Source organism: Amycolatopsis sulphurea, from assembly GCF_002564045.1.
Classification (GTDB): Bacteria; Actinomycetota; Actinomycetes; order Mycobacteriales; family Pseudonocardiaceae; genus Amycolatopsis; species Amycolatopsis sulphurea.
Map to the genome: position 1 here is coordinate 538,272 of NZ_PDJK01000001.1, position 22,227 is coordinate 560,498.

Sequence of the window (22,227 nt, forward strand, 5' to 3'; positions counted from 1 at the left end):
GTCGGCCGGACCTGTTTCGGGTCCGTGAAGGTGCCCTTCACGGACTCAGAGTCCGTGAAGGGCCCCTTCACGGACCTCCGTGGTCTGTGCAGGGCCCTTCACACCGACTTTGCCGACGCCCTGCGGCTGCGGAGTGTGAGGAAGTCGTTTGCCCCCTGTTCGTACGGTCATGCCGATCTGTGCGGTCTGCCAGGGGGAGAGCCGATCCGCACGGCGTCCGAGGGGACCGACGCGATGGGGAGAAACAGACAGATGCGGCGAGTACTGGCCACCATGACCTGCCTTGCGGCAGTGATCACCGTCGGCGGCTGCAGCGGCGGGTCCATCCCGCAGCCGGCACAGCCGGGCGTGGGCACCGGATCCGGGGCACCCACCACCGGCCCGGCCGCCAAGACGGCCGACCCACCCACCGCGTTCGACCGGGCCGCGGGCGTTCCGATGGCGGTGAAGGGGTTCAGCACCAACGTGGCGGGCAATGTCACCGCCAGGTTCATGACCCTGCGTGATCGCATCGCCTACATCGCCGCGCCGACCGGGCTGGTCGCCGTGGACGTCCTGGCCGGCAAGCAGTTGTGGACGACTCCGGTCGAGGGCGCCCCCGGCGACCCGAACAACCAGAAAGGCCCGTTCGTGAACACCACCGGGCCGCGGCCACCGGTGGTCACCGACAAGCTCGCGGCCGCGGCCCTCCCGGTCGAGAAGCCCGAACAAGGCAGCACGCCGTCCTACATCACGCTCACGGTGCTCGCCGCCGATGCCACCAGCGGCCAGAAGGCGTGGCAAGCCGACGCCAAGGTCTCCGACGACCAGTACTCCGGCGCCAGCAACGCCGTCACCAAGGTCGTCGCGATCACGGAGAAGGCCGTCATCGCCACCTACGACCGGGACGGCGGGTACCCCGGGGCCACCGGGGACCACATCACCGTCGCGCTGGACCCGGCCACCGGCAAGACGCTCTGGACGCGCAAGGCCTACAGCGGCGCCAGCGTCCACGGAGACACGCTGGTCGGAGTCGACTACACCACGGTCGAGAGCTACAAGGTCCAGGCCCTCGCTCTCGACGTCGCGACCGGGCAGCAGAAATGGAACGTCGAGTCCTCCCGTTCGCTCGGCTTCGTCTCCGCAGATCCCGCCCTGGTCGTGATCAAGCAGAAGAACAATGAGCACGGTGACTCGTTCCTGGTGTTCCTGGACCCCGCCACCGGCGCCGAGAAGGCCAGGCTCGCCGGCCCGAAGAGTGTCTTCGGTTCCGCTCCCGACTACGGGGACTGCTTCTACGACGAGCAGTCCGCGCTGATCTGCGCCTCGGACGGCGTGCTGACCGGCTACGACGCCGCGACCGCGCAGAAGCTCTGGAGCCTGCCGGACAAGGCCACCAATCGCGTCGCTCCCGACGTCACGGTCGCCTGGCACGGCCTCCTCTACGGCGATACCCGGGGCGGCAAGCCGATCGCGCTCGACGCCAAGACCGGCAAGGACGTGTCCACTGAGGTCGGTGTCACGCCGTGGTGGGTGAGCAAGTACGCGGCCATCGGTGTTTCCGACGGCGGCGAGCCCATGGCGTACCCGGTCACGAAGTAGCGGCGTGAAAGCGGAGTAGAGCAGGGTTCCGGCAAAGGTGGTCGGGGACCCGGCAGTGGGCGTTGCGGAGGTGTGTGCGACCACCTCGTGGCGTGCGCCGGCGCGGTTTCGGGTCTGTGAAGGGGCCCTTCACAGACCTCCACACCCGACTTTGCCGACACCCTGGCGGAGTGGAGGCTGAACGCGGCGGTGGCCGCGTTCAGCCCGGCCTGCGGCCTGGTTTCCGCGCACCTGCGTCAATGGGGCTGGGTGAGGTCTCCGGGGCGGAAGGCGCCGACGGTGGTCTCGACCGGGGCGTCGAGTTCGGCTTTGTGCGTTCGGGGATAGCTCCAGCGGATGCGGGCGAGCGAGCCCGGCCCGGTGTAACCGCGTTCGTAGAAGATCTGGCCGCCGGAATCGTAGCCGGAGATGGAGTACGTGGTCCCTTCGACCTGTTGATGGGTCACCTGACCGCCCTTGGTGGCGGTGTCCCGGGCCGTCTCGCTGAGGATTTCCTGGGCGGTCCGGGAGATGTTGCTGCCCCACACGGTGAGCGTCGCACCCAAGCCGGCGTTGGTGTACTGGATGCCCTCACCGTTCGCCGGGCGATACGGGGCGGCGGCGTAGCCTTCGGGCACGAGCGTGCTGAAACCGAAGCGGGGATGGGTATACGTCTTCCCGCTCGGCCGGGGAGGAGAGGACGACGAGGGCGCCTGCCGGTCGAGCATCGTCAGCAGTTGCGGCTGGAGGAGGTCCTCGGCCTCGGCATAGGGAAGCGTCACCGTTTCCTGTCCGGACGCCATATCGCACCCGAGTTCGTACCACTTGATCACGAAATCGACCCCGGTCGTGGTGAACCCGATGTCCGCGCGCGGCACGTGGTCGCCACCGCCGGGACGCTTGGCCGCGTCGATGGAGACCTGGTCGCCCCCGTAACTGCCGATGGCCGGCGTGCGGCAGAAGCCGTTTCTGGTGTGGGGGCTCAGCCGGGAGGTCAGCGTGTCCATTCCGGACGCGGTGCGGATCTCGGGCCGGAACACATCCTGTGGCCCGAGCACCTTGCCGGTGGCCAGGTCGACGGTGACCGTCTCGGCGAACTGCCAGCTCGAATGCGCGATCACGGCCGAGTCGAGCGTGTGCTCGTAGCGGACGGACAGCAGGCGCGGCGTCTGCAGCAGCACTTTCGCCGTCGTGTTCGCCTTCAGCACGTCACCCCGTTCCCGCACCATGGCCAGGATGTCGCGGTCCGCCAGTTCCTGCCGCAGGCTCTGCAGCCGCTTGTCGATGGGTGCGCGCAGCGTGTCGTTGATGCGTTGCTGCGCCGCGGCGTCCGCGTGTCCGGAAACCTGGGGATACTGCAGCGAGTACGTGATGGGCAGCGCGGGATCCTGCCCGGCCGCCGTCTGCATCGTGACGGACACCGCGGCCTGCGGTGGCGGGTCGTCGTTGCCGGAGAAAATCCACAGCCCGCCGGTGACCAGGGCGGCGATCGCGAGGACCGCGACGAGGATCTTGCCCACGGTCGCAGCCACCACGCCCGTTCCCGTCGCGCCTGCCGCGGTGACCGGTGCGGCGGCAACGCCCCCGGTGGCCAGTAACGCGAGCGGGGTCAGCGCGGTCAGGGCGCCGACCGTGGTGGCGAGCCGCTTCCAGCCGCGCCGCTCCCAGTCCTTTCCGTACGCCGCGCGGGCGGTCGCTTCGAGTTCGGCCACGAACGCCTCCGCGCCGGCCGGCCGCCACGCCGGATCCTTCGCCATGCCCCGGGCGATCAGCGGACGCAGCTGCTCGGGTACCGCGTCGAGCGGTACGAAGGCGTGCTCGTGCAGGGACCGGAGCTGCTCGGTGGTCTCGGCTTCGAAAGGCAGATGACCGGTGATGCACTGGAAGAACACCGCCGTCGCCGCGTACACGTCGGTCGCGGGGATGCCCGGCCGGCCCGCCCATTGCTCCGGGGCCATATAGGACGGTGAGCCCGCGGTCAGTCCGCTTTGGCCGTCCAATGTGGCCAGACCGAAGTCCACCAGCTTCGACTCGCCTTCGCGGGAGACCAGCACGTTGCCGGGTTTGTAGTCGCGGTGCACGACCCCGGCCCCGTGCGCCGCGGCGAGCCCGAGCAGGGAGCCTTTCAGGATCGCCAGCGCCGACTCCGGCGCCAGCGTCTTCTCCGCGGCCAGCAACGCTCGCAGCGACACTCCCGGGACGGCCTCCATCACCAGGGCCGCGCCCTGCGGCGACTCGATGAACTCGAACAGCCGCACCACGTGCGGGCTCATGACCCCGTGCAGCAGCCATGCTTCCCGCCGGAACCCGTCCAGGATCCGTGCCTCGGTCAGAAACTCACCATGCAGGTACTTGATCGCGACAAGTCGTCCCGAGCCTTCGTGCTTCGCGAGCACGACCCGGCCGAACCCGCCGGTGCCGAGTACGTCGACCTCGCTGAATCCCGGCACCTGCCACGTTTCGCTCACAGCGCATCATCAGATCACCAACCGGGAACCCATGCCACCGAAAAGGACGATCTCGCCTAGCAATCGCCTCACACTCGCTTGTGCTCCGGATCGTGCGTGCGGCCGGGCAGCAGCCCGGCGTCGTGGAGACGGTCGCGGGCCGAGGCGATCGCCTCGGGCGTGGTGGCGAACACGCGGCCGTCCTCGCGCAGCCGGTCGATCACGCCGACCGCGTCCAGCGCCCGTTCGTGGCCCGGGCGGATGCCGGACAGCAGCACGGTGATGCCGCGGTGTTCCAGGCGCTCGATCGCGTCCCTCAGGACCAGCGCGCCGGTGCCGTCGACCGCCGACACCCGCGACATCCTCAGGATCACGACGCGGACGTCGGCGACTTCCGACAGTTCCAGCAGGAACTGGTGCGCCGCGGCGAACAGCAGTGGCCCGTCCAGGCGGTAGGCCACGATGTGCTCGGCCAGCAGCGCCTGCTCTTCTTCGTGGTGGTCGCCCACCTCCAGCGGGACTTCCTGGACCCGGGCGGAGCGGGCGACCGCGCGCAGTGCCAGTGCCCCGGCGACCACGAGGCCGACGATGACGGCGGTGACCAGGTCCAGTGCCAGCGTTGCCGCGGCGGTCAGCGCCAGGACCAGCGCGTCCCCGCGTCCGGCGCGGATCAGTGCGCGGACCGACCCGACCTCGATCATGCGGATCGCGGTGGCCAGCAGCACTCCGGCCAGCGCGGCCAAGGGAATCCGGCTGACCAGGGGCGCGGCGATCAGGACGATCAGCGCGAGCACGACGGCGTGGGTGAAGGCCGCGAGCCGGGAGCGCGCGCCGGAGCGGACGTTGACGGCGGTGCGGGCGATCGCGGCCGTGGCCGGGACTCCGCCGAACAACGGCGTGACAACGTTGGCCAAGCCCTGCCCGAACAGTTCGCGGTCGGGGTCGTGGCGTTCGTTGACGCTCATCGCGTCGGCCACGGTGGCCGACAGCAGGCTCTCCAGGGCGGCCAGGGCCGCGACCGCGACCGCAGAGGGCGCCAGCGTGCCCAGATCGCCCAGGTGCAGGAAGGTCAGTGACGGCGCGGGCAGCCCGGCGGGCAGCGCCCCGATGCGTGTCACAGGCAGCGACGCCACCGCCGTGACGATCGTGGCCAGGGCGACCGCGATCAGCGAGAACGGGATCGTGGGCCGCCACCGCGCGCCGAGCAGCATCACCGCCACGACCCCCGCGGCCAGCCCGATCGCCGGCCAGTTCGGGTGGTCTGCGAAGGCCGCCAGCGCGTGGGCGGCGACCACCACGACCTTCTCGCCTTCGGGCGTGGGGACGCCGAGCGCGGCGGGGACCTGCTGCAGGGCGATCACCCCGGCGATACCCAGGGTGAACCCCTCGACCACCGGGGCCGGCACGTACCGCATGTACCGGCCGGCCTTGGCCACGGCGAGCACGATCAGCAGCAGCCCCGCCAGCAGCCCGACCGTGAGCACGCCGCCGGGGCCGTAGGTGTGCACGATCGGCACCAGCACCACGGTCATCGCCCCGGTCGGCCCGGACACCTGCAGGTTCGACCCGCCGAAGACCGCGGCCAGTACCCCCGCCACGATCGCGGTGACCAGCCCCGCTTCAGCCCCCAGGCCCGAGGACACGCCGAACCCCAACGCGAGCGGCAACGCCACGATGGCCACGGTCACCCCGGCCACCAGATCCCGCCGCGGCGAGCGCCGCACCGTGTGCCAGTCCGCCCGCGAGGGCAGCAGCCCGCGCACTCGCCCAGCCACGGCGCGACGTCCACGGGACGGTTCCGCGGTCATCGGGCCGCCCCGTTCGGCGTCTCGGAGCCGTTCGCCGTGGTCAGGACGACGCCGCGCTCGACGGCCTCGGCTGAGCGGGGGACTGCTCTCTGTGCCTGTGCCGCTCGTGCGCGCAACCCGGCCACGAAAGCACCCACGGCTCACTCCTTACTTGCCACAAACCTTGCTTGACAATGTAATAAATTTCGCAACTCCTTAACTATCGGGGGTGGGCGTGGGGCTGCTCACACCGCCCCGGGTGGAGCAGGCGTCGGCGGGGGACGCGGCTGCCGCAGCCGGTACGGACACCGGCGAACTGAAGGAGGCGGTGGCCGTGCTCTGCGGTGCGGGATCCCGCACCGCAGGACGCGCTTCGGTCTGATCAATACGGTCTGGAGCATCCGAAAGATCGTCTGGAACCCCTTCGCGCGGGCGGTCCGCCGCGGTGATCATCGGGTGACCGTCTGGCCGGAGGAATTTTCGTGTCCACCAAGGAATCCGACAACGTCAAGGTGCGGCTGGGAAATCGCTTCCATCGGCTCTTCGGCGCCACGCTCGTGTCGGCCATCGGCACGGGCATGCACGCCGCCGCGTTGCCTTTGCTGGCGTTGCGGAGCACCAGCAGCCCAGTGGCGCTGGGCTTCGTCACCGTGGCCGCCAGATCCGAAACCGGTCCGGCGCACACACCACCACGAGTGGTCGCGGATCTCGAACACCTCCGCATCGCCTGCTGCCGGGCGAAATCGATGAAGAGGGCAGGCGCTGTCGATGACGACGGGGCAGCCACGGCTTTCTCTGCTGATCACGGGGCCTCGACCGACTTTGCCGGGACCCTGCACTGGCGACTGCTGCAGCCGGGTAGATGAGAGTATTTCTCGGCTTGGGTGTGGGTATCGGAAATCAAGGACAACGGCCCCTGACGAGTGTCCCTCGAATCGGTTGACTACGGCGACGGTCCGGATGGGTATTCCCAGTGCCCCAAGGGAGTTACGCGACGCCTCACAGGGATGGCCGCACGTCACCGAGAATGGGTGGATTGGGTCATTCGGGAATGGCCGATTCGGGGAACGTGAGACCGAGTGGAATAATCCGAGGGGGCGACGGTGGCGTGATTATCGGAATCCGGCCTGTGATTCGGGTGAATCCGTCGTGGCCGCCTCGACAGGCGACCGGCGCCGCGGGCAGCATCCGAGCGTGCCCAACAAGATCGCGATCGTCGGTGTGGCGTGCCGGTTTCCCGGTGGGGCTGCCGATCTGGACGGCCTGTGGGCGTTGCTGTCCGAGGGGCGCGAGGTCGTCGGCCCGCCCCCGCCGGACCGGTTCGATCTGGCGCAATACCAGGATTCCAACCAGATGCGGCCGGGCAAGTCCTACACCTTCGCGGGCGGCTACCTCGACGATGTCGCCGGGTTCGACGCGGACTTTTTCGGGATCAGTCCGCGCGAGGCAGTGAACATCGACCCGCAGCAGCGGCTGCTGCTGGAACTCGGGACGGAGGCGCTGGATGACGCCGGTATCGATCCGCGGTCGCTGGCGGGATCGGATACCGGGGTGTTCGTCGGGGCCTCTGTGATGGACTACGCGGGGCAGATGATGGTGCCGCCGTCGATGATCGGCCCGTACTCGAATTCCGGGCTGGCGCTGTCGAATACGGCGAACCGGTTGTCGTATCAGCTCGACCTGTGCGGGCCGAGCCTGAAGGTGGACACCGCCTGTGCGTCGGCGCTGAACGCCGTCCATCTGGCGTGCGAGCATCTGCGGCACGGCGGGGGCCGGGTCGCGTTCGCGGCGGGGGTGAACATCCTGCTCAGCCCGATGTCGTTCATCGGGTTCGCCAAGGCCGGTTTTCTGTCGCCGACCGGGCATTGCCGTCCGTTCTCGGCCCATGCCGACGGTTACGTCCGTGCCGAGGGCGCGGGTCTGCTGGTCCTCAAGCGGCTGGCCGACGCGGTCGCCGACGGCGACCGCGTGCACGCCGTGATCGAGGGCTCGGGCACCAACAGCGACGGGCACACGAACGGGCTGGTGTTGCCGAGCGGCGAAGCGCAGGAAGCCTTGCTCCGGGAGGTGTACGAGCGGTTCGCGCTCGATCCGGACGACCTCGCGTACGTCGAGGCGCACGGGACGGGGACCCCGATCGGCGATCCCGCCGAGTGCCGCGCGATCGGGAACGCGCTGGGCAAGCGCCGAACGGGTGGGCCGTTGCCGGTCGGATCGGTCAAGGCGAACCTGGGGCATCTGGAGCCCGCGTCGGGAATGGCGGGGCTGTGCAAGGCGATGCTGGTGCTGCGGCACCGGGAGATACCGCCGGCGCCGCACGCGAGTCCGCGCAGCACGGACATCGATTTCGACGGCCTGGCCTTGATCCCGGTGGAGCAGGCGCGGCCGGCCGGCACCGGCCGGCTGGTGGGGGTCAGCTCGTTCGGCTTCGGCGGGACGAACGTGCATGTGGTGCTGGCCGCTCCGCCCGCTCCGCCGCCGAGCGCGCCGGGCGGGTCGCCGGTGCCGGTCGTGGTGTCGGCGCACACCGAGGCGGGGCTGACCGAAGCGGTGTCCCGCATGGACGCGCGGCTGAAGGACTGCCCGGATTTCCCGGATCTGGCCTACACCAGCTGGCTGCGCCGGGGCCGCCACGCATACCGGCGCGTGGTCCTCGCCGCCACCGCGGAGCAGGCACGGAGCCGTCTGGCCGACAAGGTCGCGCCGCAACGCGGTACCGAGCGGGGCCGGGTGGCGTTCGTATTCTCCGGGCACGGGTCGACGTGGCCGGGCATGGCCGTCGATCTGCTCGACGCCGACCCGGTGTTCGCCAGGACCATCGGCGAGATCGACGCCGCGCTGGAGCCGGCGGCGGGGTGGCGGGTGGCCGACGAACTGCGCGCTGCCGAGCCACGACTGCAGGACACCAGGGTGGTCCAGCCGGTTCTGTTCGCGGTGCAGGCGGGCATCGCCGCGACGTTGGCCGAGCACGGCGTGGTACCGGAGGCGGTGTACGGGCACAGCGTCGGCGAGATCGCCGCCGCGTTCGTCGCGGGCGTGTACGACGTCGACGAGGCCGTGCGGCTGGTGGTCGCCCGCAGCCGGGCGCAGGCGAGCACCGCGGGCACCGGCACCATGGCCGCGGTCAACCTCGCCCCGGCCGAGGCCGCGGAGCTGCTCGCGCGCTATGACGGGCGCGTGGAGATCGCCGGCGTCAACAGCGCCACCGACGTCACGGTCGCCGGTCCTCGCGAGGACCTGCGGGACCTGGCCGATCGGCTCGCCGAGCGCGAGGTGTTCTGCCGGGTGCTGGACGTGGATTATCCGTTCCACAGCGCCGCGATGGACCCGCTGTGGGCCTCGTTGCCGACAGCGCTGGCCGACCTGACGCCCAAGCCGTCTTCGGTCGAGTTCGTCTCCACGGTCACCGGCCGGCCGCTGGAGGGTGATCGGCTGGACGCGGCGTACTGGTGGCGCAATGTCCGCGAACCGGTCCGGTTCGCCGCGGCCACCGATCACCTGGTGGCCGCCGGGTACGACACGATCATCGAGATCGGGCCACGCCCGGTGCTGCAGACTTACCTGAAGCGGGCCGCGAAGGACGACGCGGTGCTCGCGATACTGCCGACGCTGACCATGACCGCCCCCGGGCCGCAAGCGCTGCGTACGACGATCGAGTCCGTGCTGGCCGCGGGCGGGGCAGGCCCTGGCGAGGACTACTTCCCGCATCGCGGCCGGGTGGTCTCCCTGCCTGCGTACCCGTGGCAGCGCGAGCGTTTCTTCCAGGGCGACCGCTACAGCTGGAGCAGCGTGACCGGTGCGCCCGACCACGTGCTGCTCGGCACCCGTGCCATGGTCTCCGACCCGACCTGGCATTCGACCGTCGATCCCGCGCGGTTGCCCTGGCTGACCGGGCACCGGGCGCTCGGGACGCCCATCATGCCCGCGGTCGGATACCTCGAGATGGGCTGGGCCGCCGGCCAGCTCGCCCTGGACGGGCCGGTGGAGGTGCACGAACTCCAGATCGTCAAGCCGCTGCCCACGCCGGACGACGAGGACGTGCTGCCGGTGCTCCAAGTGTCACTGTCCGAAGAGGACGGTGTGCTCCGGGTGGCGACCCGCGCGGCGGACGGCACGCTGTGGCAGACGCACGCGCGGGCACGGGTGCGGCGCCGGGTGGCGCCCGCGCCGCCGCCGCTGGATCTGGCGGCGTTGCGCGCCACGTTCGCCGAGCACGGCGAACACGTCGACCACGCCACGCACTACGCCGACTGCGAACGGCTCGGCCTCGGCTACGGGCCGGAATTCCTGGTGATCACCCAGCTCTGGTCGCACGGGATGGAGATCCTGGCCGAGGTGGACGGCAGCCACCTGGATTTCACCGGCTTCCACGCGCATCCCGCCTGGACCGACGCGGCGCCGCAGCTGGCGGTCCAGCTCGGCCGGCTGGTCGCGGACCTCGTCTCGACCGAGCACGCCTATCTGCCCATCGGGATCGGCACGGCGCGGCTGTGGTCCGCGCCCACGGCGACCGGTGCCGTCCACTGGCGCTGCCGCACCGTCTCGGACATCTCGGCCACCGCCGACATCACCATCACCGACGACGCCGGCACCGTCCTCGTCGAGCTGCTCGACGTCCGCTACGTGCGGATCACCTTGCCCAGCCGGCACACCGTCCAGCGGCAGCGAGTCGAGCTACGCGCCGCCGCGCGTGGCCCCGCTCCGCGCGGGAAGGTGGTTTGCGCGCCACCACAGGTCACTGTCCGGGTCGATCCGCGCCATGCGGAGTTCAGGCCACGACGCGTGGCGGCGACGGCCGCGTACGCGGCTCGTGCGTTCGGGACCATCCTCGGCGATGCCGGTGCGTTCTTCACCGAGGACTTGTTCGCGGCCGGGGTGCGGCCGGAATTCACCCAGCTCCTCGACCTGCTGATGAACTTGGCCGCCGAGCACGGGCACCTGCGGTGGTGCGGTGAGTTCCAGGGCCGGTCCCGGTGGCTGTTGCGGCCCGGCGCCGATCCCGCGTTCGCCGCCCTGATCACCGACTTTCCCGAGTACGTCCCCGAGCTCACGTTGTTCGGGCGCTGCGGCCTGCACCTGGCCGAGCTGCTGCGTGGCGAGCGGAAGGCGTGGGACATCGTCGTTCCGCCGCACGGCAGCGACAGTTTCGCCCATTTCCTCGGCCTGTCACCGATCCTGCGCCCCTACAACCAGGCCGTGGCCGAGCTGCTCCGCCCGCTCGTGGACGCGTGGCCCGCGGACCGTCCATTGAGGATTCTGGAACTCGGTGCCCGTACCGGAGAGCTGACCGCCGAGGTGCTGCCGCTGCTGCCGCCGGAGCGCACCCAGTACCTGTTCACCGACGTTCTACCGTCCTTCCTCGCGCCCGCGGCAGCCCGGTTCGCCGCGTACGACTGGGTCGAGTACCGGGCGCTTGATCTGGACGCGCCGGACATCGAGCCCGGCAGTTTCGATGTCGTGCTCGCCGGAAACGCCCTGCACCCGGTCAAGGACGTGCGGGCAGCGCTGGCCGCGATCTCGGACCTGCTCGCCGACCACGGACGGCTGCTCGTCGTCGAGACCCACGACGCGCCGTGGATGGCGCTGCTGTTCGGCGTGGTCCCCGAGTACTGGTCGATGACCGATCGGCGGCTGCGCCCGGCATCCCCCCTGCTGACCGCGCAGCAGTGCCGGGAACTCCTGGACGGCGCCGGTTTTCTCCAGACACGGACCTGGTCGGAGGAGGGGCCGTGCTCGGTGACGACGGCCACGCGCCCGGCCAGGACGGCGCCACTGCCGCCACCGCCGCCCTCCACTCTGGGGAGCCGGGTGCTGGTCGTCGCGGAGGACGAGACCGAGGCCGGGCCGGCCGCCGCCCTGATCACCAGCCTGACGGAGCTGGGCGCCGATGCGGTCCGCGTCGCGCCGGACACCGGCCCCGACGGCTGGTTCACCACGCCCGCGACCGACGTGGTGTTCCTGCTCGCCAACGCCGGAACCGACCCGGCCGACGCCGTCGCGGCGACCGGCCGGCGGTTCGAGTTCGCCCGGGGTCTCGCGGTCCGCGTCGCCCAGCTGCCCGCCGGCACCACGGCACGGTTGTGGGTGATCAGCCGTCCCAGCGGCGTCAACCCCGCCCCGGAACGGCCGATCGCGCCGGTCGACGCGGCGTTCTGGGGTGCCACGCGCACGGTCGCCGCCGAGTGCGGCACGCTGGGACTGCGGCGGATCTCGCGGGAACCCGAGGTACCGATCGACGACCTCGCGCGGGAAATACTGGACCCCGCCGCCGAGGACGAGGTGGTGCTCACCCGATCGGGCCGGTTCGTCCCCCGCCTTGGCGATCTGCGCCCGCGTCCGGAGGCGGACCCGTCCACTCCGTATCGGCTGGTCGTGGCGGACAAGGGAGCGTCGTACCGATTGGCGTGGGAAGCCGCGACGGCACCCGAGCCCGGCCCGGGCGAGGTGGTGGTCAACGTCCGCGCGACCGGCATCAACTATCGCGATCCGCTGATCGCGATCGGGATGCTGCCGGACTGGGTCGTGGCGGACGGGATCGCCGGCACCCGGCTCGGCCTGGAAGGCGCGGGTGTGGTCACCGCCGTCGGGCCGGACGTGACCCGGGTCCACCCGGGTGACGAGGTCGCGGGCATGTTCCCCGGAACGTTCGACTCGCACGTGGTCGTCGACGAGGACCTGGTCGGAAAGATCCCGGCCGGGATCGGTTTCCTCGTCGCCGGCGGCGCGCTGATGGCGTTCGTCAGCGCCCAGTACGGCCTGATCCACCTCGCCCGGCTCGCGCGGGGCGAGGTGGTGCTGGTGCACGGCGCGGCGGGCGGCGTCGGGCTGGCGGCACTCGAGAGTGCCCGCGTCGCCGGTGCCACGACCATCGCCACGGCGGGGACCGAGGAGAAGCGCGACTTCCTGCGGCTGCTGGGGGTCGAGCACGTCTTCGACTCCCGCAGCCTCGGCTTCGCCGCCGACGTGCTCGCGGCCACCGGCGGGCGGGGCGTCGACGTCGTGCTCAACTCGCTCGGCGGCGCGTTCATCGGCCGCAGCCTGGAAGTACTGCGCTTCGGCGGCCGGTTCGTCGAGCTGGGCAAGCGCGACATCTTCAGCGACCGGAACATCTCGCTGTACCCGTTCCGGAACAACATCAGCTACTTCGCGGTGGACGTCGATCAGCTGGGCCGGCATCGGCACGAGCTGGTGCGCGGCGACTACGAGCAGCTGGCCGAGAATGCCATCCGCATCTACCGGATGATTCCGCACCGGGTGTTCCCGGCCGGCCAGATCACCGAGGCATTCCGGTCGATCCAGCATTCCCGCCACATCGGCAAGCTGATCGTCGACCACGGGGAACGGCCACCGGTGCAGCAGGCGGCACCGCCGGCCCCGGCGTTCGACCCGGACGGCACCTACCTGATCACCGGCGGCGCGAGCGGTATCGGCGCCGAGATCGCGCGCTGGCTGGCCGATCGCGGCGCGCGCCACCTCGCGCTGGTCAACCGCCGCGGTACGGACGTTCCCGGCGCCGTCGAACTCGTCGCCGAGCTGGCCGCGCACGGCGTCGACGCGTCCGTATACGCGGCCGACTGCACTGACGAATCGGCGATGCGTGCGGTGGTGGAAGCGATCGACGGCGCCGGCGCGCCGCTCCGGGGCGTCGTGCACGCGGCGATGGTGCTCGACGACGTCCTGATCTCCGACTTGACTCCCGAACGGTTCCAGGCGGTACTCGCGCCGAAGATGGCCGGCGCGCTGGTCCTCGACCGCGTCACCGGCGGCCATGACCTCGACCTGTTCCTGATGTTCTCCTCGGCCACCGCGCTGTTCGGCAACGCCGGGCAGGCCGCCTACTGCGCGGGAAACCTGTTCCTGGAAGCGTTCGCCCGCGCCCGCCGGGCACGGGGGCTGGCCGGGCAGACGATCGCGTGGGGCGTGCTCGGCGAGGCCGGATATGTCGCGCGGAACGAGGACGTCGCGCGGACGATGGTCCGCAGCGGCCAGGCGCTCCTGCCGCTGCGCCAGGTCCGGCAGGCACTGGACGAACTGGTCGGCGGCCCGGATGTCGCGGTGGTCTGGAGCCACGACGGGGAGTTCCTGCGCAGGCTCTTCCCGCACTTGCGCAGCCCGCGGCTGGGCGAACTCGTCGGCGACGAGTGCACCGAGCGCGACGAGTACGACGACCTGGCCGAGACCCTTCGCCGCGCGTCGGCCGAGGAGGCGATCGCGATCACCGCCGACACGATCGTCTCGACGCTCGCGGATGTGCTCAGCGTCGACCCGGAGCGGATCGATCGCAACCGGCCGCTGGACCAGCTCGGCGTGGATTCGCTGATGGCCGCCGAACTGCTCAGCAAGATGCGGCGCCGGATCGGGCGGGAGATCCCGGTCATGCGGCTGATCGCCAGCACCGGAATCGACGATCTGGCCCGCTCGCTGGTCACCTACTTCAAGGCTGAGGAGTCACCGTGACACCGATGTCCACCGCCGTCCGGCACTTTCCGCTCTACATCGGCGGGGAACGGATCGACACCGGGGAACGGGCCTACGGCCTGAGCGTCCGCACGGTCCTGGACCCCGGCAGCGCCGACACGGTGCGGCTGCTGCACCTGCTGCGGGAGGGCAGCGAAGCGGAACTGCACGCGAATCCCCACGTGCTGTGCTCGGCCGCGCTGGCGGCACCGGAGCACGGACAGGACGCGCTCCGCGCCGCCGCGGCGGCGGTACCGCGGCTGCGGGAGATCCCCCTGGAGGCCCGGATCGGCTGCGTCCAGGACCTGCACCAGGCCTTCCTGGACCATCGCGAGGAACTCTCGCACATCCTGCGGATGGAAGGCTGCCCGAAGCGACTGGCCGAGGCACAGTCCCACGTGCTGCTCGACCTCGTGCGGCCGGAGAGCCTGGCGCACGCGCGGTCCTTGCTGCGTCAGGAGATCACCACGCCCCGGCACACGATCGTGTTGCAGCGCCAGCCCGACGGCGTGGTCTGCATCGACCCACCGGCCAACACCCCGGGCACCGGGCTGGTCGCCGCGCTCGCCCTGCTGGCCGGGAACGCGCTGGTCATCCGCGTGCCGCGCAGCTGCGCCAGCTCGTTGAGCTACGCCCTCCACGAGATCCTCATCCCGGTGCTCGAAGCACACGGCCTCCCGGCCGGCGCGCTCAACGTGCTCTGCGGCGACTACGAGGTGCTGATGGAGCAGTGGCTGGAGAGCCCGCTGGCGAACTCCATCTACTACTTCGGCTCCAGCGAGCGCGGTCTCGCGCTCGAACGCAAGTGCGTGGCGCTGGGAAAAAAGGCGATCCTGGAACTCTCCGGCAACGACGGCGTGCTGGTGTGGGAGGACGCCGACCTCGACCACGCCACCGCGGCGCTGCTGGAGTCGTTCTACGGTTCCGGCCAGGGCTGCATCATTCCGAAGTACGCCATCGCCCACCCGGCCATCGCCGACCAGCTCTTCGATCGGCTCCGGACTGCCGCGGCGGCGTTGCGCCCCGGCGACCCCGAGCGCTCCGACACGGTCCTCAGCCCGGTCCTGCGCGCGACCGCGTTCCACCGCTGCCTGGCCGAGTCACTGGCGGCGGGCGCGACGAAGATCTGCGGCGGCACCCAGATCGATCTGCGCGGCGAACCCGATCCGCAGGGGCTGTTCATCGAACCGACGGTGGTGCGAGTCGAGGGCTTCGAGCAGGCGGAGAACGTCCCGGCGGTCCGCGAGGAGACCTTTTTCCCGCTGCTGTCGGTGGTCGTGCCCGGCGACGGCCCCGGCCTGCTCGACCGCTGCATCGCGTTCCTCAACGCCAACAAGTACGGATTGCGCAACTCGCTGTGGACCGAAGACCCGAAGGTGATCGAACGCTTTTCCGTCGCCGTGGCCAACGGCGGGCTGCTCAAGGTCAACGACTCGCACGTGAGCCATGTCAGCTGCCTGCCCGACTTCGGCGGCACCGGCCACAGCGGCGGTACCCACGGCGAACTCGCCTACCCGTTCCTGCGCACCAGCCGTCTGCAAGCGGTCGCGACCGCGACCTCCCGCGCGCACCCCTGGGAGGCCGCGGTCGGCGCGCCTTCCGCGGAGGTCTAGGCGCCCGGCAGGGACGGCAACGGCCACACGAGGCCGTCCGCGGCAGCCGTGAACACGATGTCCTTGGGGGTGAACAGTGCCGTCCCGAAGGCCTTGGTGAACGCGTCCACGCCCTCCTGAGTGGGCTTGACCTCGATCCCGCCGGCCTTCATCGTCACGGGATTGGGGGGCACTTCCAGCCCGATCGACAGCTGCACCGCGCTGGGGTCGGTCGAATACAGCGGCACCTCACCCAGCCACTGATCGTTCACCTTCAGGAACGCGTAAATCCGGCCGTCCGGCACCGAGCCGCGGATGCTCGCGATCTCCATCCGCGCTTTCGAGTTCTTCAGGACCGCGCCGCCGCTGCCGCGGCCCGACCCTTTCGACGGCTTCTTGGTCACCGTGACCGTACCGGTGCCGTACTCGGGTTTCGTCTTGATGCCGACCACGGTTTTCCCGTCGGATCCCGTGATGGCGGTGGCCGGAGCGACGGCCTGAACCACGATATTCTGCGTCGCGAGCTGTTTGCGCGCGAAGTCGGTCAGCCGCAGCTCGCCCAGCCCCTCGAGATATGTGAACGTCTGTTCGCCCACCTGCACGCCCGCATCGCGGCCGGACGGGAGCAGGGACGTCGCCATTGCCCCGCTGGCAAATATTCGCCGAATGATCGCCATACACCCAGTGTCCGCCATTCTGCCGGATTTCCCGCCGCAATTAGCTCGAAAGAAGGAGGCCGACCACGCGCCATTCCCGTGCGCCATCCCCATGCGTCAGCTGCCCGCCGCCAGGTCGGTTGGCTGTGAAGGGGCCCTTCACGGACTCAGAGTCCGTGAAGGGCCCCTTCACAGCCTTTCACCGAGCACGAAAGCGGGGCGTTCCCGCAGCAGGGGCAGCAGTTCCGCCCCCTGCCGCCGGATCTCCGGCAGGTACGGCGTGTCCGACAGCACGAAATGCGTCACCCCGAGTTCCCGGTATTTCCGCAGCGACTTCGCCACTTCCCCGGCCGTCCCCACGAGCCAGGTCGTCGCCGCGCCGCCGCCGCCGTATTTGCCCGGGGCGGTGTACAGATTGTCGTCCAGGACTTCGCCGCGGGCAGCCAGATCGAGGAGGCGTTGCTGGCCCGTGGCAGCACGCCGGAGGGGGTCGCGGGCGAGCTTGCCGTTCGCCATCGCCGCGACCTTCGCCTCCGCGTCGGCCCACGCCTGCTCGGTCGTGTCGCGGACCACCGTCGTGATGCGGAGGCCGAACTCCAGTGGCGCGTGGCGGCGTTCCAGCCGGGTGCTCAGCCCGCGTAACCGGTCGATGCGTTCGGCGATGCCGTCGAGGGGTTCGCCCCAGAACAGCTGGACGTCGGCCTCGGTCGCGGCGACGCGTTCGGCCGCGGGGGACGCGCCGCCGAAATACAGGCGCGGGTGGCGTCGTTCGCCGTGGACCACGATGCGGGGCGTGATCGTCGAACCGGTGACGGAGAAGTGCTCACCGCGGTAGGTGACGTTCTCCTCCGTCCACAAGCGACGGATGATCTGCAGGAACTCCTTGGTGCGACCATAACGGTGTGCCTGGTCGCCTTCGGTGTCGCCATAGGCGGCGAGGTCGTCCAGGCCGGACACGATGTTCACCAGTACCCGTCCGCCGGTGAGGTGGTCGAGAGTGGCGGCTGCGGCGGCGAAGTTCGCGGGGCGCCAGTAGCCGGGGCGGATCGCGATGAGCGGCTGGAACCTCGTGGTCCGCGCGGCGAGCGCGGTGGCGAGGGTGAAGGTGTCCGGACGGCCCCATCCTGCGCCGAGGAGCGCGCCGTCCCAGCCGTGGTCTTCGAGGGCGAGCGCGTGACCGGTCAGTGTGGCGAGGCTGTTGTGGCCCTCGACGGTATCGTCGCCGCGGTGCCCCGGTTCGGCCTGGTTGGGGATGTACCACAGGAACTGTTCGCTCACGGCAGGGCTCCGATCGGTCGGGCGGGCGCGAGACCGAGACGGCCGCGCAGGGTGGGATCGTGGTACTCGGCCTGGAACAGACCGCGATCCTGCAGGATCGGCACGACGAGCCGGGCGAAGTTCCCGAAGTCGGCCGCGGTGTCCGCGGGCATCACCGTGAACCCGTCCGCCGCGCCGGCCTCGAACCACGCCTGCAGGTCGTCCGCGACCGCGACGGCGGACCCGGTGAGCAGCCGGTGCCCGGCGCCCCCGGCGCTGCCCCGGACCAATTCACCTGCGGTATGCGGGCGCTGCGCGATCAGCGCGCGGACGGCCGTGGCGAACCCGGTGGAGAACGCGCCGCCGGGCACCGCGTCCGGCAGGTCGGCGGCGGTGATCGGGTCGTCCGGGCCGAAATCCTTTGCGGACAGGCCGAGATTGCCCAGCAGCACGCCCGCGAGCCGGTCGATCGGCAACGTCGCGTGCAGCTCCCGCTCCCGGCGCTGTGCCTCGCCTTCGGTGGCCGAGGTGAGGACGACGACCCCGAGGGAAACCTTGACGTCATTGGGATCCCGGCCCGCACCTTCGGCCCGCCGCCGGATGTCCTCGCGGAAGGCGACCGCGCCGTCGAGGGTCTGCGCGACGGTGAACACGACGTCGGCGAACCGGGCGGCGAGGTCCCGGCCGTCCTCGGAGCCGCCCGCCTGCACGATCACCGGCCGCCCCTGGGGACCGGCGCCGACCGGCAGCGGGCCGGCGACGGAGAAGAACTCGCCGTGGTGGTCGATCCGGTGGATCCGCGCGGGATCGGCGTAGCGGCCGGTAGTCTTGTCCGCGACGACGGCGCCGGGCTCCCAGCCGTCCCACAGCCGGGTCACCACGTCGAGGAATTCGTGCGCCCGCCGGTACCGGTCCGCCTTGGCCGGGTGTTCGGCGAGGCCGAAATTCGCCGCCGCGGCGGGGGTGCCGGTGGTGACGACGTTGACCGCGGCGCGGCCCTTCGTCACGTGATCGAGCGCCTGGAACCGGCGCGCGAAGTTGTACGGGGAGTTGTATGTTGTCGAGCTGGTCGCGATCACCCCCAGGTGCGTGGTGACCGCGGCGAGGTTTCCCAGCAGTACCAACGGGTCCAGCCCGGTTCCCGGTGCGTCCTCGATCTCCCCGCGCAGCGCGGGGCCGTCGCCGAGGAACACGGCGTCGATCTTCGCGGCCTCGGCGATCCGCGCGAGCCGCTGGAAGTGGTCGATGTCCAGGTATGCCAGCGGATCCGCGTGGGGGAGCCGCCAGGCGTGGCGAAAGTGGCCAGGCGTCATCAGCGACAGGTTCAGGTGCATCCGGCTCACGACGGCACCACCTCGGCCGCGGGCCGCCAGCCGAGCGCCGGGGCGAGCTGCCGTGCCGTGTCGGTGAGCAGCCGCAGGTGCTCGTCGAAGTCCGGCACGCCGGGCACGAAGCTGACCAGCAGGTCCGTGGCGTGCCGCAGCGCCGGATCACGCGTCAGCTCGGCTGCCAGGTCGTCCGGCGGCCCGATCAGCGCGTGGTCGGCGGCGAGGTAGTCGTCGACGCCGAGCGCCGTCGCGTCCCGCCGGTGCGACTGCCAGCTCTGCCACCGCCGTACGCCCGAGGTGACCAGCTCACGCGCGACCGCGCGGTCCGGGTGCGGGTACACCGCGCGCGAGACCTGCACGCGAGGCGCACGGTCTGGCTCGGTCCACGCTTCGCGGTACGTGGCGATCCACTCGGCTTGCGCGCGCTGGGCCTCGGCCACGGTCGAGCCGCTCCACGCGGTCGCGCGGGACAGCTGCAGCCCGTCCCCGGCCCGTGCGGCGGCGGCTGCGGCACGGTGCGCGTGGTCCGGGGCGCTCGTGGTCGCCTGCCACAGCCGGTGCCGCACGCCCGTGCCCGGCGGGTGCAGCACCTCGCCGGAATCGTTGAGCGCCTTGCCTTCCAGCACCTCGTGCAGACGCGCGGCGGACGCGTCGAACAGCGTGTGCCGCTCGCCCAGGTCCCGCCCGAATGCCTCCCATGCGCCGGGGAAGGGGCCCGACCCGACGCCCAGTTCGAGTCGCCCGGCGCTGAGCGCGTCGAGCGTGGCCGCGTCCTCGGCGACCCGCAGCGGATCCTCCAGCGGCAGCACGAGCACGCCGGTGCCGAGGCCGATCCAGTGCGTGTGCTGCGCTATCGCGGCGAGCACCACCAAGGGAGCCGACACGTGCTCCTTCCCCTGCCGGAAGTGCCGCTGGATCACCCAGCCGGAGTCGTAGCCCAGCTCCTCCGCGGCCACGAACAGCTCCACCGCCTGCCGGTACGCCCGCGCGGGCGGCACGTCGGTGTCCAGGTGCAGCAGGAAGTTCAGCCGGAACGGGCGCCCGTCCCCGAGCCCGGCGCCGATCGGCGCGGTCACAGCTTCAGCCCCGTGCCGTGCACGCCGTGCTCGTCGATCAGGGCCAGCTCCTCACCGGTCAGCGGCGCGAAGTCCAGCGCCCGCAGGTTGTGGTCCAGCTGCCCGGTGCTGCTCGCGCCGATGAGCGCGGACGTCACTTCCGGCCGGCGCAGCACCCACTGCAGCGCCAGCTGCGCGAGCGACTGCCCGCGTTCCCCGGCCAGCTTGTTCAGCGCGGCCGCGCGCTCACGGTAGGTGGCGTCGATGACGTCGGGGGAGAGGAACGCGCTCGCCTGCGCCCGGGCCCCCTCGGGAATGTCGATCAGGTACTTGTCGGTCAGCAGGCCCTGCGCGAGCGGCGAGTAGACGATCACACCGAAACCCTCCCCGGCGGCCAGCTTCAGCAGGCCGTTGCGCTCGGGGCGGCGGTCGAAGATCGAGTACCGCGGCTGGTGCAGCAGCAGCGGCACTCCCGCATCCCGCAGCAGCGTCGTGGCCTCACCCGCCCGGTCGGGCAGGTAGTTGGAGACGCCGGCGTACAGCGCTTTGCCCTGTTGCACCGCGCTCACCAGCGCACCGACCGTCTCTTCGATGGGGGTGCTCAGGTCCGGGCTGTGGCTGTAGAACACGTCGACGTAGTCCGTGCCGAGATCGCGCAGGCTGTGGTCCAGTGATGCCAGCAGCGACTTCCGCGACGCGCCCTTCTGGTACGGGCTCGCGCCGATCGGATTGCCCGCCTTGGTGGAGAGGATCAGCTCGTCCCGGTGCGGCGCGAGGTCGCGCGCCAGCACCCGGCCGAAGAACTTCTGCGCACCACGCGGGGGCGGGCCGTAGCGGTCGGCGTTGTCGAAGTGCGTGATCCCGAGGTCGAACGCGTGCAGCACGATCTCGCGGCGCTTCTCGTAGCTGTGGTCCGGGCCGAACTTCTGCCACAGCCCGAAGGAGAACGCGGGCAGGTCGAGCCCGGACCGGCCGGCGCGACGGTAGGGCAGGTGTTCGTAGCGGTCCGAGGCGGGCGTGTGGAGGGGGGTGCTCACGGGGGTTTCCTTTCCGGTCAAGGGTTACGGCGCGCGGCGGGCTGCAGGGCGGGCGTGTCCTGCCCGGTGTCCCGTTCGAGGAACTGGGTGCCGGGGTCGACGATCTCGTCGATCCGGTCGAGCACTTCGGTGCCCAGTTCGGTGGTCGCGGCCTTGAGGTAGGCATCGAGGTGCTCCTGCGTGCGCGGGCCGATGATGACGCTGCTCACCGCGGGATGGCTCAGCGCGAACCCGACCGACAGGTCCACAAGGGACAGACCGTGCGCCTCGGCGAGTCCGGCGAGGGCGTCCGCGGCGACGAGCTTGCGGTGGTTGCGGGCCAGGCCCACATCGAACCGCCCGGGCACGAGATCGGCGCGGGCGGACTCCGGCTGCGGTCCGCCGAGCCGGTACTTCCCGGACAGCCATCCGGCGGCCAGCGGCCCGTAGCTGAGCACGCCGATGCCGTACTTGCGCGCCACGGGCAGCACCTCGCGTTCCGCGCCGCGCACGAGCGGCGAGTACGGCAGCTGCTCGGTGTGCGGCGCGACGAGGCCGTGTTTTTCGGCCAGCCACTGGGCTTCCACGAGCCGGTGCGCGGGGAAGGCCGACGTGCCGTAGTAGCGGATCTTGCCCTGGCGCACCAGATCGCTCAACGTCTGCAGGGTCTCCAGCAGATCGGTGCGCGGATCCGGCCGGTGCGCCTGATAGAGGTCCAGGTGGTCGGTGCCGAGCCGGCGCAGGCTGTCCTCGGCCGCGCGCAGGATCCAGTACCGCGAGCTGCCCGCGTGGCGCGGGTCGTCGCCGAGGCGGCCGTGGAACTTCGTCGCGAGGAACACTTCGTCACGGCGGCCGCGCAGCGCCCTGCCGACGATCTCCTCGCTCCGGCCCCGGCCGTAGACGTCGGCGGTGTCGAGCGACGTGACGCCGGCGTCCAGCGCCGCGTGGATGATCCGGATGCTCTCGTCTTCTTCTTGCCAGCGGCCGAAATTCATCGTGCCGAGGGTCAGCGGGGTGATCGGCACGCCGGTGCGGCCGAGCACCCGCCCGGAGTCGGTGGTCATCGTGGCTC

The 22,227-nt window shown here is 71.0% G+C and carries 12 protein-coding genes; 4 read left to right on the forward strand and 8 right to left on the reverse strand.

The annotated features are described in order from the left end of the window. The first annotated feature begins 252 nt into the window (after window positions 1-252). A complete protein-coding gene (locus ATK36_RS02585) occupies window positions 253-1,581 on the forward strand; it encodes an outer membrane protein assembly factor BamB family protein (protein ID WP_170069558.1) in 1,329 nt (442 codons plus the stop codon). A 236-nt stretch (window positions 1,582-1,817) separates the two neighbouring features. On the opposite strand, the gene ATK36_RS02590 is transcribed toward ATK36_RS02585, so the two are convergent. Both ATK36_RS02590 and ATK36_RS02595 read right to left on the reverse strand, forming a co-directional pair. Then, window positions 1,818-4,028, reverse strand: a complete 2,211-nt coding sequence (locus ATK36_RS02590; RefSeq protein WP_098509647.1) for a protein kinase domain-containing protein — start codon at window positions 4,026-4,028, stop codon at window positions 1,818-1,820. Between the two features lie 68 nt (window positions 4,029-4,096). After that, window positions 4,097-5,815, reverse strand: coding sequence for a SulP family inorganic anion transporter (locus tag ATK36_RS02595; protein WP_098509648.1), 1,719 nt, complete (start codon window positions 5,813-5,815; stop codon window positions 4,097-4,099). 461 nt (window positions 5,816-6,276) lie between these two features. Between ATK36_RS02595 and ATK36_RS33185 the strand changes: the two genes are divergently transcribed. From ATK36_RS33185 to ATK36_RS02610, 3 genes are all read left to right on the forward strand, one after another. Further along, on the forward strand, window positions 6,277-6,660 hold the full coding sequence (locus ATK36_RS33185; protein ID WP_245914223.1) for a hypothetical protein: 384 nt from the start codon (window positions 6,277-6,279) through the stop codon (window positions 6,658-6,660). A gap of 328 nt (window positions 6,661-6,988) precedes the next feature. Then, on the forward strand, window positions 6,989-14,251 hold the full coding sequence (locus ATK36_RS02605; protein ID WP_170069559.1) for a type I polyketide synthase: 7,263 nt from the start codon (window positions 6,989-6,991) through the stop codon (window positions 14,249-14,251). Window positions 14,252-14,256: 5 nt separating this feature from the next. Next, window positions 14,257-15,864 (forward strand): aldehyde dehydrogenase family protein, encoded by a 1,608-nt coding sequence (locus tag ATK36_RS02610; RefSeq protein WP_141544347.1) that lies wholly within the window; start codon window positions 14,257-14,259, stop codon window positions 15,862-15,864. Here ATK36_RS02610 and ATK36_RS02615 read toward each other — a convergent pair. The 6 genes from ATK36_RS02615 to ATK36_RS02640 form a co-directional block, all read right to left on the reverse strand. After that, window positions 15,861-16,613: a hypothetical protein gene (locus ATK36_RS02615; RefSeq protein WP_141544348.1), complete on the reverse strand. Its 753-nt coding sequence runs from the start codon at window positions 16,611-16,613 to the stop codon at window positions 15,861-15,863. The two genes, ATK36_RS02610 and ATK36_RS02615, sit on opposite strands and share 4 nt — an antisense overlap. Window positions 16,614-16,688: 75 nt before the next feature. Then, window positions 16,689-17,777: an LLM class flavin-dependent oxidoreductase gene (locus tag ATK36_RS02620; protein ID WP_098509652.1), complete on the reverse strand. Its 1,089-nt coding sequence runs from the start codon at window positions 17,775-17,777 to the stop codon at window positions 16,689-16,691. Then, the gene (locus tag ATK36_RS02625; protein WP_211291805.1) at window positions 17,774-19,090 is read right to left on the reverse strand and encodes an NtaA/DmoA family FMN-dependent monooxygenase; all 1,317 of its coding nucleotides are present in this window, start codon (window positions 19,088-19,090) and stop codon (window positions 17,774-17,776) included. Before ATK36_RS02625 ends, ATK36_RS02620 begins: the two co-directional genes overlap by 4 nt. 5 nt (window positions 19,091-19,095) lie before the next feature. Further along, entirely contained in the window at window positions 19,096-20,160 is a 1,065-nt protein-coding gene (locus tag ATK36_RS02630) for an LLM class flavin-dependent oxidoreductase (protein ID WP_098509654.1), read from the reverse strand. Further along, window positions 20,157-21,176 carry an aldo/keto reductase gene (locus ATK36_RS02635; protein ID WP_098509655.1) on the reverse strand — a complete coding sequence of 340 codons (1,020 nt, stop codon included), beginning with the start codon at window positions 21,174-21,176 and terminating at the stop codon, window positions 20,157-20,159. The genes ATK36_RS02630 and ATK36_RS02635 overlap by 4 nt, the downstream gene beginning before the upstream one ends. A gap of 17 nt (window positions 21,177-21,193) precedes the next feature. Then, entirely contained in the window at window positions 21,194-22,219 is a 1,026-nt protein-coding gene (locus tag ATK36_RS02640; RefSeq protein WP_098509656.1) for an aldo/keto reductase, read from the reverse strand. Between the last annotated feature and the right edge of the window lie 8 nt (window positions 22,220-22,227).

Excerpts from the sequence above, each read along its gene's own strand:
- ATK36_RS02585 (WP_170069558.1), top strand. The coding sequence starts at position 253 with ATGCGGCGAGTACTGGCCACCATGACCTGCCTTGCGGCAGTGATCACC.
- ATK36_RS02595 (WP_098509648.1), bottom strand. The coding sequence starts at position 5,815 with ATGACCGCGGAACCGTCCCGTGGACGTCGCGCCGTGGCTGGGCGAGTG.
- ATK36_RS02615 (WP_141544348.1), bottom strand. The coding sequence starts at position 16,613 with ATGGGGATGGCGCACGGGAATGGCGCGTGGTCGGCCTCCTTCTTTCGA.
- ATK36_RS02610 (WP_141544347.1), top strand. The coding sequence starts at position 14,257 with ATGTCCACCGCCGTCCGGCACTTTCCGCTCTACATCGGCGGGGAACGG.
- ATK36_RS02640 (WP_098509656.1), bottom strand. The coding sequence starts at position 22,219 with ATGACCACCGACTCCGGGCGGGTGCTCGGCCGCACCGGCGTGCCGATC.
- ATK36_RS02625 (WP_211291805.1), bottom strand. The coding sequence starts at position 19,090 with ATGCACCTGAACCTGTCGCTGATGACGCCTGGCCACTTTCGCCACGCC.